Origin of the sequence: Sorangium sp. So ce281 (genome assembly GCF_051527395.1) — a bacterium.
Classification (GTDB): Bacteria; Myxococcota_A; Polyangia; order Polyangiales; family Polyangiaceae; genus Sorangium; species Sorangium cellulosum_B.
The window spans coordinates 2,475,100-2,489,192 of sequence record NZ_CP150322.1; the positions used below are offsets into that span (position 1 = coordinate 2,475,100).

Consider the following 14,093-nt stretch of genomic DNA (forward strand, 5'->3'; position numbering starts at 1 on the left):
GAGGATCGCCGCTGCCTCTCGCATCTCGGGTGAGCTCGACTTCTCGCCGATCCCGATGCCCTCTGTTCCGGATCCCTCCGCGCGGGCAGACTGAGGCAGGTCCCCGCGTGCTCGTGCCCGCCCCCAGATCGCCCCTCTCCGGCATCGGCGCCGTCGGCGTTGGCTTCCGCCCCGAGCTCGCCGCCGATCTGCTGTCCGCGCCCGGCGCGGTGGACTTCGTCGAGGTCGTCGCCGAGGCCTGCTTCGCGAGCCCGGCCGCGCGGCGCGAGGCCTCGGCCATCGCGCGCATCTGGCCGGTGGTGCCCCACGGCGTGAAGCTCTCGCTCGGCAGCGCCTCGGGCATCGACATGGATCGCGCGCGCCGCCTGGGGGCGCTCTGCCGGGAGCTCGCGGCCCCGGTCGTGAGCGAGCACGTCGCGTTCGTGCGCGGCGGTGGCCGGGAGATCGGCCACCTCACCGCCCTGCCGTACACGCTCGAGGCGGCGCGCGCCGTCGCGAAGAACGTCGCCGCCGCCCGGCGGGCGCTCCCGGACATCCCCCTGCTGCTCGAGAACGCGGCGTGCACGCTGCGGTTCCCGGGCGACGCCCTCGAAGAGGGGGACTTCTATGCCGAGGTCGTCGCCCGCACCGGGTGCGATCTGCTCCTCGACGTCGGCAACGTCTATGCGAACGCCGTCAACGCCGGCGTCGATCCCGCGGAGCTCGTCGGTTCCTACCCGCTCGAGCGCGTGGCGATGATCCACATCGCCGGCGGCGCCGTGGAGCACGGCTTCTACTTCGACACGCATGCCCATCCGGTCCCCGCGCCGGTGTTCGCCCTGCTCGCCCAGGTTGTTGTTCGCGCCGGGCCGCTCCCGATCCTTCTCGAGCGCGACGGTGACTTCCCGCCCTTTGCCGCGCTCGCGGCCGAGATCGCGACGGCGAGGGCGATCGCCCGGTCCGCGCCGTCCCGACCGACGTTGACCCGACCGACGTTGACCCGACCGACGTTGACCCGACCCACGTTGGCCGGGCCCACACCGGCCGAACCCACGTTGGCGCCGACCCGACCGGGGTTGCCCGCCTCTCGTACCTCCTTGCTGCAAAATTCTCCTGAAGCTTCACCCCCCGAGGCGTCGGCGCTCGCCGAGGTCCAGGCCCGCGTGGCCGAGCTGCTCACCTCACCCGTCGATCCGCCGCCGGAGGCCGTGGCTCCGTTCGACGCCGAGGACGTCGCCCGGTCGCGCGCGATCCTCCAGCGCAAGCGCGTCGACGACGCGCTCCCGCTCTTGCCGCGGCTCTCGTCTCACCGCGAGGCGGCCGCGCGCCTCGGGGCCCTGTGCGTCGAGGCGTCGCCGCGGGCCCCGAGCTTCACGGCGGTCGCCGACGCGCTCCGCATCGCCGCGGCGGCGGTGGACGACGCCCGGCTCGCGCCCGAGGCGATCGTCGACCGCCTGCTGCTCCGCGCCCGCTTCGTCGGGCCCTCGGGCGACGGGAGCGTCAGGCCCAGGCTCCTGCCGTTCATTCGGCGAGAGCGGCTGCCGGGAGGTCGGGTAGTCTGGGCGATCAAGGGGATTGGCTCGAGCGCCGAGGTCCGGCTCATCGAGCCGCGAAGGTAGACCATGAACGATGGATCCATCGCCACGGGGAGCGCCGTCTCCAGGCTGCCGGCGCCGGTGCAGGCGCGGCTCGTCGAGCTCAAGGAGAGCCTGGAGCGGACGCTCGGCGACGAGCTTTCGTGCCTGCTCGTGTACGGGAGCGCGGCGCGGGGCGGCTACCGCGACGGGCAGAGCGACGTCGATCTGATGGTGGTGCTCCAGGAGGCCTCCCGCCAGAGCCTCGACGCGATCGCCAACGCGCTCCAGATCGCGCGCTACGCGGCCCGCATCGAGGCGATGATCCTCACCGCCGCCGAGATCCCGCGGGCCGCGGACGTGTTCCCGCTGCTCTACGACGACATCCGCCGGTGCCACGTGCTCCTCTCCGGCCGCGACCCGTTCTCGGCGCTCGTGATCGACGGCAAGAACCGCCGCCTGCGCGTCGAGCAGGAGCTGCGCGAGGCGCAGATCCGCCTCCGGCGCGCGGTGGTGGACGGGATGGGCGCGGACGACGCCTTGAAGGGCGCGGTCTCCCGCAAGGTGAAGCAGATCCGCGGCCCGCTCCACGCCCTGCTCGGCCTGCGCGGGATCGAGGGCGCCGACGATCTGGGCACGGTGCTCGCCGGGGCGGGCAAGCTCCTCGGCGTCGACGTGGCCCCGCTGAGGCGCGTCCACGAGGCGCCGGGCGCGGCCTGCGCGGCGCTGGCGGAGCTGCTCGCGCGCGCGGTCGACGACGTCGACCGGCTGGAGCACCCGGAGGCGGCGCGATGATCCACGAGATCTTCGACTTCTTCCCGTTCAACATGGCGTCGGGGCCGGCGTTCCTGCTCTTCTATCTGGCGCTCTCGGTCTCTGGCCTCGTCGTCGCCATCCTGGTGCGCAGCGCCGTCGGCGCCTCCCTCGATCGCTCGGCGCAGCTGCGCGGCGCCGAGGCGGTCGCGGGGGCGCCGGGGGGCACGCCTTACCGCTCCCCGGCCTACGCGCATGCGCCGCAGCGGCAGCGGCTGTCGGCGGGCTGGATCCCGCAGCCGGACGAGTACTGGGCGATCGCGTACCTCCGCGACGAGAACAAGGGCGTCGCCGCCACGCTGATCGCGGTCGCGATGGGCGCGGGCTGGCTCGTGCCCGCGGGGGACGCGAAGGACGCGCCGCAGGCGCTCCACCTCGTGGTCGGCTCGCCCCCGCCGGACCGGGTGCTCGCGGCGTTCTTCAGCTCGCTCTCGTCGAGGGGCGCCCACGGCCAGCAGACGGTGACGCTCTCGCTCGATCAGGTGCGCGCCTCCGCCGACCAGATCGCGGCCCGCTTCGAGAAGGAGCTCCGCGGCGAGCTCGCCGCCGCGGGGATGCTCCGCCCGCGGGGGACGATGACGGCGCTCTCGGCCGTGGTGTGGGCGGTCGGCGTCGGCCTGCTCGGCGTGGGGCTGATCCGCGCCATCCGCGCGGAGGAGCTCGACCGGCCCTACGCGTTCCTCGTGGTGGAGATGATCGCGCTGCTCGTCGCCACGTGGATCGTGGCGCGGACCGCGAGCGCGTACAGCACGATGAAGTCGGACTACCTCCGGTGGCTCGACGACTCGACCGTCTCGCTCCGCTCCGACGTCGCGAGCGGCCGCCGCCGGGAGGCGGTGGACATCGGCCTGACGGTCGCCGCGAGCGGCACGGCGGCGCTCGCGATGTCGCCGCTCTTCGGGCCGATGGTCTACGCGATGACCCCGCCCCCTCCGGTCTCGACGGGGGGCGGCTCGTCCGGCGGATCGAGCTGCAGCTCGTCGAGTTGCGGGGGCGGCGGCGGCTGCGGCGGTGGCGGCGGCTGCGGCGGTGGTGGTGGCTGCGGCGGGTGACGCCCGCTTCGAGGTGCTCGACGCCCTCGGCCTGTGCCGGCTCACCCGGCGCACCGGCGATCTCGACGGCGCGGTGCCGCTCCGGGTGGCGAAGGCGTGCGTGCCGCTGCTCGAGGGCAACGCGTTCGGGCTCCAGATCACGCTGGCGCGGCCGATCGAGGTGCGGCGGCGCCTCGGGTCGCTCCGCGCCGAGCCAGCGGGCGAGCACCGCGAGGCGCTCGCCCGCGCGCACCGCGTCGCGCTGACGCGGCTGGTCTCGCAGGGGTTCCTTGCGCCGGAAGGGGCATGGCACCGGGCGCTGCGCGGCGGCCTCGCCTGGACGTGCCGGAAGGGGCTGGGGCCGCCCCGCCTGCGCCTGTGGACGGGGCTCCTGGTGCGCCCCGACCCCGGCCTGTGGCTGCGCGTCGCGGGGGCAGCCAACCGCCGGAACGCGCTCATCGAGGTGAGCGAGGCGTACCTCGCCGACGACGGCGCGTTCGTCCCGCTGGTGGTCGAGCTGCGCGTCCGCGACGAGGCCCCGCAGCGCCTGCAGCTCGAGGGGGAGATCGGCTGCATCGCGCCCGTGCTCCCCGACGTGCAGATCGAGGCGTGCTCGCTCGCGGACGCGCCCGAGGTGGGGCGGGCGCACGCGGAGTTCTACGACGCGAGGTACTTCGCGGTGAAGAAGGGCCAGGTGACCCGCAAGTACCGGCGGCTCGTGGCGGGCACGGCGGGTGGGCGGAACGCGAGCGCGGGCGAGGGGAGCGCGGGCGGGGGGAGCACAGGCGAGGGGAGCGCGGGCGAGGGGAGCGCGGGCGAGGGGAGCGCGGGCGAGGGGAGCGCGGGCGAGGAGAGCGCAGGGCGGGCGCGCGTGCGGCTGGTCGTCGCCGGGCCGGCGGCGCCGGAGATCACCGAGGTGACCGAGGTCACGACCGCGGCCGGGCCGGATCCGGTCCCCTGGCGCGGGGGTGCTCGGCGGCTCGCGTCGATCGTGGTGAGGAACGCCGTCCCGTTCCGCGCGACGTTCGACGGGCACACGCTCGCCGTCGCGCCGGACGCGCTGCGGCTCGCCGACGGGGCGGCCGCGGTGGAGCGCGCGTTCGCGCGGACCTTCGGCGACGCTTTCCTCGCCGCGAACCGCGGGGCGCTCTGGTACCTGACGAAGTACTTCACGCCCCATCCGCCGGGCGAGCCGCACTTCTTCGTGAAGCCCTGGGCCTTCACCCGGACGCCGCCGGGCTGGTCGAGCCTGCTCGACGGTGTCCACGGCGACGGCTACGACGTGATGCGCGGCGTGGTCGCCACCGACGCCTTCTTCGCGACCCCGGCGGTGTTCCACGTGCGCCAGCTCGGGGCGCCGATCGAGGTGCCCGAGGGCGCGGAGCTGCTCCGGATCGTGCCCATCCCGCGCGACCTGCTCCGGGCCGGCTTCCGGGAGGCCCGCTTCCTCGATGCGTGAGCGGAATGGACGGCGCGACCAGCGGGTCTGTATGTGCTGGATGAGAATGATGATTTTGCCATTCGAGCGCCCTCGCGGAGCGCGCCCATGAGCGAGCGATGGATCTGGCCCGGGCCCGAGGGCGGTCCGGCGAGGCTCTTGGACGAGCTCGCGGCGCGCGGCTTCTCGGTCCTCCGCGGCGACGCGGCGCTGGCGCCGGAGGAGGCCGCGCGGGCGCCGTGGAGCTTCGCCGAGCGGCTCCTCGGGGCGAGGCCGCTCCTGGTGGAGCGGCAGCCGATCAAGGCCGTGCCTGGCGGCAGGTCGTTCGCCGCGAGCTCCGCGGCGGCGCCGCTCCACACCGACAGCCAGTGCTACGCGGGCGCGCCTCCGGCGGTGCAGATCATGGCTTGCGTCAGGCCGGCGGAGCGCGGCGGCGGCTGCCTCCTGCTCGACGGCTGGCCGCTGCTCTCGGCGATCGAGCGCGCCGATCCCGAGCTCTTCCGCGCGCTCTTCACGGTGTACAGGCGCATCCCGTTCGTCTTCGGCGACTTCTTCGGGCCCACCGTGTCGCTCCGCGGCGGCGCGCTCGCGCTCACGCACGCGCCGGTCGTGCCGCCGGGGGACGCGCTCGCCGCGCGCCTCGCGTGGTTCGTCGAGGCGTCGCGACGCGAGGTGATCGAGCTGTCGCTCGGCCCGGCGGACCTCCTGGTCGTCGACAACCGGCGCATGCTTCACGGGCGGCGGGCGTTCGAGGGGGCGCGCGAGTTCGTGCGGCTGCTCGTCTGGACGGAGGCGCGGCTCCCGTCGCCGCCGGCGTACAACGCGCTCGCCGCGGAGGTCGCCGAGGCCGCCGCGCGCCGCCTCGCCGGAGGGCCGCGGGCCACGCGGCGGTGGCTCGGCCTCGACGCGCCGCCGCTGCCCGAAGCCCGCCGCCGCCTGGGTCTGGTCCTGGAGATGCTGCGCGGCGTCCCGCCGGGCGTGCTTGCCGCGCGCGCGGGCATCCCCGAGCCCGAGCTCTACCGCCTCCGCGACGCGGCGCTCGCAGCCGCGGAGGAGGCGCTCTCGGGCGACGCGGAGGGCGCGGACGACGGCGTGCTGGTCGAGGCGATCGCGCGGGTGAACGCCCTCGGCGCGAGTTGTGGGTCGCGCAGGTGATGGACAGGCACGTTCGCTGAAATCCGCGCGCGCTTCGGTGTTGGTGCGCCGCGGCCGCCGAGATACGCTCTCGGGGCATGGCGTCACGTCCTCTCGGAGCGGCCGCGCTGTGCGGGATCGCCCTTGGCTGCGCGGCGTGCAAGCCGGCGGCGCCGCCGCTGCCGGCGCATGTCCGCATCTCCATCGACGGCGCCGTCATCAGCCCGGCCAAGGCGGACGGCCGTCAATGGGACGGCATGGGCGCGGTCCCGGCGGAGGCGCTCACCGCCATCGGCGGCCTGCTCCGCACGAAGCACCCTGTCGCCGCGGCCGCCAGCGTGGCCGGCTTCGCGGCGGAGGCGGCAGGGGCGGGGACCGAGCCGCCGGAGCCCTTCGGCTCGGCGGAGCTGTTCGTGGGCGGCCGGTCGCTCGGGAGGCGAGCGCTGGATCGCCCGGGGCAACGCGACACCTGCACGCCCGGATGGAAAGGCCCGCCGACCTGGTACCGCGTGCCGCTCACGCCGGATGTCCACCTGAGCGGTGAGCTCATCGACAGGGACCTCGTGAACGACGACTTCATCGGGCGGTTCGCGATCCACCACGGTCACCTCGTCGAGGCGCTCCGAGCGCGCACGGTCTATCCGGTGGCGGTCGACAACCAGGCCGCCGGACAGGTGCTGTTCGTCTGGATCGAGGTCTGGCCGGAGTAGAGCGGCGGTCACCCGCTTCGGATACGGGCCCACCTCGACGTTTTCGGTGCTCAGCGCACCGGAGTCTCAGGATTGATCATATTTTCCCCGTCTCCTTCGCGGCGCTCCAGCCCTGGACGAGCATGAGAAGCTGCTCGTAGCCGCGTCCCAAGGTCTGCCAGCCGGGCTCGCCGTTTCTCCGGAGGTGTCCGCCGAGCGCAGCGATGGCCAGGAAGGCATCGCGAGCTGTGGGGTTGTCGGGCAGCGGCTTGCGGGCGAAGACCCGCAGCACCTGGAGCTGGGTGGGCGTGAGCACGGCGCTCGCAGGCTGTTCCGGAGCGCGCCGGGCCTCGCTGCGCAGCAGCAGTAGCTGCCAGGCGATGGGCGCGAAGAGCGCCAGCACGTTGCGCAAGCCGTGCAGGTCTTCGATCTGGCGCTTTTCGTAGGCACATCCGGTCTTGAGCGCCTTGAACAACTCCTCCACCATCCACCGCGCCCGGTACCAGTCGACCAGCTGCGTCAACTGCTCGTCGGACTCGACCGGCTCGCCCGTGAGCAGCACCCATTCAACCGGCGCTTCGCCCGGCGGCGGCTCGATCTCCCAGACGCGTACGACCTGGAGCGAGAGCGTCGCAGGCAGCTCGCGCGGCTGGGATCTCGGTCGCCGCAGGGTCACGCGCGTGCTTCCAAGAGCGAGCTTGGCCAAGCGTCCTGCGCGCGGAGGATGCAGCCGTTTCTGTTGAGGGCTGCGATTGCCCGCCGGCCGCGGCGAAAGCTCTACCTCGCGTACGGCCACCGCTTGAACATGCGCGAGCGCCTGCTCGAGCTTGGCCTCCTCTCCGAGGGCGTCAGCCTCGACGAGGCGATTGTGCGCGAGCCGAATCACGAACCGATGCCGTGCGCTCAACAGCTGCGCGAACAGGCCGTAGTCGTCTCCTTCGCGGTCCATGACGTGCACCACATCGTGCGGAGCAGCGCCCAGGGCCGCGACTCGCTCCACCTGCTCTCCCCAGCGGTCGTGCTCGTTGTCCGTCGTGCCGTCGTCGCGCACGTGCGTGCTCAGATCGAGCACGCCGAGCGGGCGGCGCGTTCCATCGCCGCTGACCGCCAGCGTGAAGTGGGCGAAGAACGTCTGCCCCGAGGAGCGCAGCCGTCCGAGCCCCTGCCGCTGGCCGTCGGAGCGGAAGGAGAGGGTCGTGGTGTCATGGATGGCGAGCACGACCGGCTCGGCCTCCATGCGCGCGAGGGTGGCGCGCACATGCGGAGCCAGAATCGCCGCGGGCGTGACGGCGTCGTTGCCGAAGAAACGGTACGCCGCCTCCAGCTCGCTGTCGGACAAGAGCGAGGGGAAGCTCTTGTCCGGCGCCTGCGCCAGCTTCTGCACCAGCTTGCTCTGGCGCTTCGAAAGCCGCGCATCGCCGAAGTGCGCGTCGCTCATCTCCTCGGCGAGTGCCGCTGCGTGCTCTGCTGCAGGTGAACCCATCCGCAGCTTTGATCACGTCGCCCAGTACACATCAAGCGAGATGTGTAGGATCCTGAGACTCCGGTGCGCTGAGCACCGAAAACGCCGATCTGGGCCCGTCTCCTGTGCGGGTGACCGCCGCTCTGCTCTGCATGGTGCAGAGGCGGGCGGAAACCGCTGTAGGGCGACAAACGGGCTGAAGCTGCCTGAAAAGCGCAGATTTCGGACCGCCAAGGCGCCAGAAGACGCCAAGATATTTTTATTCTTCTGGCGTCTTCTGGCGTCTTCTGGCGGTTCATTTCTCGCTTGAGCAACGTGAACAGTATTCTAGGGCAGCGCGGCGGGCACCGCTTCGACCCGCGTGCTGACGACCCTCCGGCGCTGCGCGCCGATGTTCGCGAGATCGAAGAGAAACGTCAGCTTGGGCAGCTTCACGCCCGGCGACGGCGCCAGATGAGGCGACCTGAAGCGATCGTCCAGCGAGTCTTCGCGGATGATCGACCTGCCGTCTCCAGGTCTCTTCGTCGGCGTCGGGATCCCGTGCGACGTCCCATCCGGCATGACGACCCGGCTGGTCACGTGGACCGTCACCCTGCTCCCGGCGGCAAAGTCGCCGTTCATCGCCAGCGCACGCGCGGAGAAGCGCTTCAACACGGCCTGGGCGACGCGCCGGAAGTCGTCGCCGTTCCCCGTGTTTGCCTCCAGGACGCGCACCGAGACCAGCCGTCCCTTCGCGTCCAGCGTGAGCTCGAACGAGCTCTCGGAGTCCGGCGGCACGGCGGATGACGACACCTCCTCCGCGACAGCAGAGGCGAGCACGCCCGCCGCGGGGAAGACCAGGACCGGCTGCCGCCCGTCCTTGGCCGCGTCGCTCCGCGCGGAGCGCTCAGGGACGGGGCGCACTGGGGCGAGGGGGCGCTCGGCAGCGCGGGGATGCACCGGAGGCTCCACCGGCAAGACACCTGGCAATGCCCAGACCGGCGCGCCGCCGAGGCCTGGAGGTGCCGCGGCGGTGGGAGGCGCGTCGGGCGCGCCCGGCGGCGCGTGGGCAGCGTCCGGCGGCGCATGGGCGGCGTCTGGCAGCGCGTGAGCCGCGTCCGGCGGCGCGTGATCGTGGGTCGCCGCGCCGGAGCGAGATGCTCGCGCAGGAGGCGCCTCGGACAGCGCTCGGCCGCGCTCTCTCGGCGCGGCACGCGAGAAGCCGGGATCGACGCCCGTTGCCCGGGCGAGGACCTGGCGGGGCTCCGTCGCTCGGGCTTCCGGCGTCCTGGGTTCGTCCAGCAAGACATCGGTGTCCAGCACCAGGAGCGGCTCGAGCTGGTCGCTCGCGCCAGCCCGCGCCGGCGCCTCGAGGCCCTCCGGCACGAGCACACGAGCCGCGATGACGCCGCCCGCGTGGAGGAGGAATGCTGCGAGCAGAGAGAGGGAGCCCCGACCGCGCACTGGCCGGCGCGAGGGTATCACGTGGGCGCGCTTCCGATGGCCTCACACCGACGTCGGAAACTGGCTCCGTGCGCCGCATCGTGCGGGCGCTCCAGCCAGTTCTGCGAGGCGCCCGCTCGAGCTCAACCGTTTCTTATCCAGGCATCAACGGCGCCGCCTTCACACGCTGTGCCCTCCACGGGCCCGCCATGGCGCATCCGTCGTCTTCTACGCTGTGCAAGCGTCGAGCGACGCTCGGCCGCTCAGCCTCGATTCCTTCTTGCTCGCGCTCTGAAGAGGAGGGCTCCGATCGCCGCAAGATGGATCCCGAAGCGCCAAGGCGGCGTTCCGGGCTCGGACCCGGGGACCGAGACGCTGCAGCTAGAGTCTTCCGTCGCGGGCGCCCCCTCGTCGGTGCCGCCGCTCGCGCTGCTCGAAACCTGCCCGCCAGTCGTTGCAGAACCGCCTGTCGTGACGGCACCACTTCCGGGCACGCCCCCGCCGTTTCCGCTTCCTTCCCCTGCGCTACCGCCGTTGCCGCTCCCGTCCCCTGCGCCCGCGCCGTTGCCGCTCCCGTCCCCTGCGCTACCGCCGTCGCCCGCGGCCCCGCCGGCCCCTCCGGCGCCATCCGCCCCACCGGCCCCACCGCTGCCCGTCGTGCCCCGGTCGAGGAAGATGCGTTGGGCGAAGTTGTAAAAGCTGCGGTTCCAGACCGTCTTGGTATGGCCTTCGTTCGCCTCGATCTGGTAAATATGGTCGATGTTGTTCTGATCCAGGAAGTCGTGATAATTCTGCTATTGCCGATCAGGTTGTCTGCGCTGCCGCAAGAGATGAAGATGAGCTTCACGTTGTTCTTGACCGCAGCCACATCCTTGATGGTCTGACTCGGCTGCTGGGTGTTGGGCGCAGCCGAGTACGGTCCGATGTAATGGAAGACATCGGTGTTGGGGAACCCGAAGTTGAAGGTCTGCCCCCCGCCCATCGACAGGCCGGAGATGACCCGCGAATCGGCGTCGGTGGCGGCGGAGTAAGTCTTCTCGACCCAGGGGATCAGGTCGTTGAGCAGGACGTCCCCGAAGTTCGCGAAGCGCGCGAAATCGTCTCCTCCGTCCATCTTGCCGCTGGGCATCACGACGATCATGGGTTTGGCCATCTGCTTCGAGTACAGATAGTCCATGATATTGTCGGCATTGCCTTCGTTGCTCCCCTGGCCGATCCAGGAGACCTCATTGCCGCCGATTCCATGATGCAGGTAAACGACAGGGTATTCTGGCTCGTCGAATACCCCGGCGGCATATAAACCGTCACCTTCCGCATTCCGTAGTTTCGGGTCGGATAGCTGACGGAGACGTCCAGCTTCCCATGGGGAATGCCGGCGTCCTTGGTATCGAAGCCCCTGGGCGGAAGGGGAAGATCAGCGGGGTCGCTGGCATACACCGCGGCGGGGAGGACGGAGATGACCGAGAACGAAAGGACAGCAGGCCAGTTTTTAAAGGGCATGAGGGCCTCCAACGTGCGTAAGAGTCAAACTCGAGTTCCATGGCCCGCGCTAGTTCCATGGTCCGCGCTACAAGTGCTTTGGCGCGTTTTGCATTGTGACCGTGGCCCCCCGTGTCAGAGAAGTTGTCGCCCGGTCTGATCCGCTTACGAAGGATCAGGTCACCGTTGTCGGGGAGCGGAGACAGGCTTTGAGGTGAGAGAGTACTCAGAATCCTTCAAAAGAAAAATCGTCCAGCGGCTTCTCGCTCCAGGAGGACCGACGGCGGTGGCGCTGTCGGCCGAGACGGGGGTGCATCAGACGACGCTCTCGCGCTGGCTTCGCGATGCTCGTAGCCTGGCGCCGATGTCCGACGACGCTCGCCGCTCCGCCGCTCCGCCCCCTGCCGTCGCTCGCCGCCCCGAGGACTGGACCCCGGAGCAGAAGCTGCGCGCGATGACGGAGGCGGCGGGGCTCTCCGAGCGGGAGCTCGGCGAGTATCTGCGCCGCGAGGGGCTGCACGAGGCGCAGCTCGCCGAGTGGCGCAAGGCCGCGCTGGAGGCGCTGGGCGGGCCGGCGAAGGCAGGTCACAGCCCGGCCCCGTCACGGCGCGTTCGGGAGCTGGAGAGGCAGCTGCGGCGCAAGGACAAGGCGTTGGCCGAGGCGGCGGCGCTGCTGGTACTGCAAAAAAAAGTCCAAGCCATTTGGGGGGACGGGGACGACGACACGGATCCGGAGACCGACAGGTGACGCTCGAGCTCATCGATGAGGCCGTGCAGGCCGGCGCCACGCTGGAGGCGGCCTGCAGCGCGCTCGGGCTCAGCGCGCGGACCGTGGCCCGCTGGCGAGGAGAGGCCGGCGGCGAGGACGGCCGCGCCGGACCGCGTCACGCCCCGGTGCACAAGCTGACCGACGTGGAACGCCGGCGCATCGTCGAGACGGCCAACAGCCCCGAGTTCCGCAATCTCTCGCCCAAGCAGATCGTCCCGCGCCTGGCCGATCGTGGCGTCTACATCGCTTCGGAGTCGAGCTTCTACCGCGTCCTGCGCGAGCAGGGGCTGCTCGCGCACCGCAATCCGGCTCGACCGGCACGCGCCCATCGTCCTCGCGAGTTCGTCGCCAAACGCCCCAATCAGGTGTGGTGCTGGGATATCACCTACCTGAAGAGCGCAGTGCGCGGAGCATTCTACTTCCTGTACCTGGTGGTGGACGTCTACAGCCGCAAGATTGTCGGCTGGTCGGTCGAGGCCGAGGAGTCGATGCTGGCTGCCGCTCGCCTCGTCGAGCATACCTGCGGCCGCGAAAACGTGGGCTCCGGTTGCCTGGTGCTGCACGCGGACAACGGCGGCCCGATGAAGGGCTCGACCATGCTCGCCACCCTCCAGCGCCTGGGCGTCGTGCCCTCTTTCAGCCGTCCTCGCGTCAGCGATGACAACCCCTACGCCGAGGCCCTGTTCCGCACGCTCAAGTACCGGCCCGAGTACCCACGCCGCCCGTTCGCCACGGTGGAGCAGGCGCGCCAGTGGGTCGAGCACTTCGTCGCCTGGTACAACAGCGAGCACCTGCACAGCAGCATCCGCTTCGTCACGCCCGACGACCGCCACCGCGGTCGCGATGGCGCGTTGCTCGCCGCCCGCCACGCCCTCTACCAGCGGGCCCGCCGCAGGACGCCCCTGCGCTGGACCGGTCAGACTCGCAACTGGACACCGATCGGCCCCGTGACCCTCAACCCCCACACCCACGAGGCCAAAGCACTCATGAGGACCTGACCGATTCACTGGACAACTATCTTGACACCCACCGGTGGTGTCCCAAGCAAGCGGCACGTGCCGACGCACGGGTCGCGCAGCGCGCTGCAGGTGGCATGCAAAACTACGCCTCAGGCGTTCCGAGGGGCAGCAGGGCGAGGAAATCCAAAAATGCTACGAATCTGACATACCCATGGCCTCTGCAAGAGGCCGGTCCCGACAGGCAGGTTGGACCGGCAGGAGGACTTGGTCGTGAGCGCCGCGTACGCCGTTGCAGCAGGTCAGGACCCTTTCAAGAGCGCCCGGGAGCAGGCAGAAGTCATGGAGAATCATCTTCGGTCATCCGAGTCCGAGGACACTCAGGCGCTGCTGGTACTCAGCTTCGACGGCAAGGGGATCGCGATGAGGCGCGAAGACCTCCGACCTGCGACGCAGAAGGCTGCGGACGCCGGGAAACACAAGCTCACCAAGCGCCTCGCCAAGGGCGAGAAGCGCAACCGGAAGCGAATGGCCGAGGTCGCCACCATCTACACGATAGACCCCTGGGTCCGCACGCCTGACGACATCGTGAACGACTTGCGCCCTGTGCATGACGTCGCGGCGCAACGGCCGCGGCCGGTGAACAAACGGGTCTGGGCGAGCGTGGAGAAGTCAGCGCGGGAGGTGATCTCGGCGGCGTTTGCTGAAGGCCTGCGTCGCGATCCGGAACGCCTTCGGCGGTGGGTGGTGCTGGTCGATGGCAACAAGGACCAGATCACCCTGGTCAAGCGCGCCGCGAAGAAGGCATGCATCGAGATCACGATAGTCCTCGATATCATCCACGTGCTTGAGTATCTCTGGAAGGCCGCGCACTGCTTCTTCGCCGATGGGACCAAGGAAGCCGAGCCGTGGGTGACGTGCCGGCTGCACGAGCTGCTCGCGGGGCGCACGGCCGGAGCCATTGCCAGCACCATCCGGCGCCACGCCAGCAGCCGCGTGGTGGACATGGGGACAGCGGTGACGCTCGATACCTGCATCGGCTACCTTGTGAAGCATCGGACGCTCTTGCACTACGATCGCGCGCTCGCAGCGGGGCTGCCCATCGCAACGGGCGTGATCGAGGGCGCATGCCGCCATCTCGTCAAGGATCGCATGGACCGCACCGGGGCTCGCTGGTCGCTCCGAGGCGCAGAGGCGGTGCTGCGCCTCCGCTCGCTGCGCTCGAGCGGCGACTTCGAAGCCTACTGGGCGTTCCACCTGCAGCAGGAGCATGACCGAACGCACCGTGCACGTTAGACAGAGGGCGATGTTCCCTCACCGCTGCCGCCGCCTCGACCCAAGCTGCGC

Annotated in this window: 11 protein-coding genes and 1 pseudogene; 9 read left to right on the plus strand and 3 right to left on the minus strand. The window is 71.1% G+C overall.

The features are described from left to right. Positions 1-107 precede the first annotated feature (107 nt). From WMF27_RS09520 to WMF27_RS09545, 6 genes are all read left to right on the plus strand, one after another. Positions 108-1,598, plus strand: coding sequence for a multinuclear nonheme iron-dependent oxidase (locus tag WMF27_RS09520; RefSeq protein WP_437769238.1), 1,491 nt, complete (start codon positions 108-110; stop codon positions 1,596-1,598). 3 nt (positions 1,599-1,601) lie between these two features. Then, positions 1,602-2,348, plus strand: a complete 747-nt coding sequence (locus WMF27_RS09525) for a nucleotidyltransferase domain-containing protein (protein ID WP_437769237.1) — start codon at positions 1,602-1,604, stop codon at positions 2,346-2,348. Beyond that, positions 2,345-3,418, plus strand: coding sequence for a hypothetical protein (locus tag WMF27_RS09530; RefSeq protein WP_437769236.1), 1,074 nt, complete (start codon positions 2,345-2,347; stop codon positions 3,416-3,418). Before WMF27_RS09525 ends, WMF27_RS09530 begins: the two co-directional genes overlap by 4 nt. After that, on the plus strand, positions 3,378-4,856 hold the full coding sequence (locus WMF27_RS09535) for a hypothetical protein (RefSeq protein WP_437944071.1): 1,479 nt from the start codon (positions 3,378-3,380) through the stop codon (positions 4,854-4,856). Before WMF27_RS09530 ends, WMF27_RS09535 begins: the two co-directional genes overlap by 41 nt. 87 nt (positions 4,857-4,943) lie before the next feature. Next, positions 4,944-5,990 carry a TauD/TfdA family dioxygenase gene (locus WMF27_RS09540; RefSeq protein WP_437769234.1) on the plus strand — a complete coding sequence of 349 codons (1,047 nt, stop codon included), beginning with the start codon at positions 4,944-4,946 and terminating at the stop codon, positions 5,988-5,990. A gap of 77 nt (positions 5,991-6,067) precedes the next feature. After that, on the plus strand, positions 6,068-6,679 hold the full coding sequence (locus WMF27_RS09545; protein WP_012234525.1) for a hypothetical protein: 612 nt from the start codon (positions 6,068-6,070) through the stop codon (positions 6,677-6,679). Positions 6,680-6,755: 76 nt separating this feature from the next. On the opposite strand, the gene WMF27_RS09550 is transcribed toward WMF27_RS09545, so the two are convergent. Both WMF27_RS09550 and WMF27_RS09555 read right to left on the minus strand, forming a co-directional pair. Next, positions 6,756-8,096, minus strand: coding sequence for an IS4 family transposase (locus WMF27_RS09550; protein ID WP_437769233.1), 1,341 nt, complete (start codon positions 8,094-8,096; stop codon positions 6,756-6,758). A gap of 351 nt (positions 8,097-8,447) precedes the next feature. Beyond that, positions 8,448-9,023 (minus strand): hypothetical protein, encoded by a 576-nt coding sequence (locus WMF27_RS09555; RefSeq protein ID WP_437769232.1) that lies wholly within the window; start codon positions 9,021-9,023, stop codon positions 8,448-8,450. A gap of 1,199 nt (positions 9,024-10,222) precedes the next feature. Between WMF27_RS09555 and WMF27_RS09560 the strand changes: the two genes are divergently transcribed. After that, a complete protein-coding gene (locus WMF27_RS09560) occupies positions 10,223-10,426 on the plus strand; it encodes a hypothetical protein (RefSeq protein ID WP_437769231.1) in 204 nt (67 codons plus the stop codon). 71 nt (positions 10,427-10,497) lie between these two features. Here WMF27_RS09560 and WMF27_RS09565 read toward each other — a convergent pair. Further along, positions 10,498-10,794 (minus strand): annotated as a pseudogene (locus WMF27_RS09565) (alpha/beta hydrolase); the annotation flags it as partial. A 441-nt stretch (positions 10,795-11,235) separates the two neighbouring features. Between WMF27_RS09565 and WMF27_RS09570 the strand changes: the two are divergent. After that, a protein-coding gene (locus WMF27_RS09570) for an IS3 family transposase (RefSeq protein ID WP_437763867.1) occupies positions 11,236-12,788 on the plus strand; the annotation gives its coding sequence in 2 pieces (ribosomal slippage) (positions 11,236-11,704 and positions 11,704-12,788; 1,554 coding nt in all). Positions 12,789-13,019: 231 nt separating this feature from the next. Next, positions 13,020-14,042, plus strand: coding sequence for an ISKra4 family transposase (locus tag WMF27_RS09575; protein ID WP_437769230.1), 1,023 nt, complete (start codon positions 13,020-13,022; stop codon positions 14,040-14,042). The last annotated feature ends 51 nt before the right edge of the window (positions 14,043-14,093 follow it).

What these genes read in the sequence shown, in the direction of transcription:
- WMF27_RS09525 (WP_437769237.1), top strand. Translation starts at nt 1,602, where the DNA reads ATGAACGATGGATCCATCGCCACGGGGAGCGCCGTCTCCAGGCTGCCG.
- WMF27_RS09530 (WP_437769236.1), top strand. Translation starts at nt 2,345, where the DNA reads ATGATCCACGAGATCTTCGACTTCTTCCCGTTCAACATGGCGTCGGGG.
- WMF27_RS09540 (WP_437769234.1), top strand. Translation starts at nt 4,944, where the DNA reads ATGAGCGAGCGATGGATCTGGCCCGGGCCCGAGGGCGGTCCGGCGAGG.
- WMF27_RS09545 (WP_012234525.1), top strand. Translation starts at nt 6,068, where the DNA reads ATGGCGTCACGTCCTCTCGGAGCGGCCGCGCTGTGCGGGATCGCCCTT.
- WMF27_RS09550 (WP_437769233.1), bottom strand. Translation starts at nt 8,096, where the DNA reads ATGAGCGACGCGCACTTCGGCGATGCGCGGCTTTCGAAGCGCCAGAGC.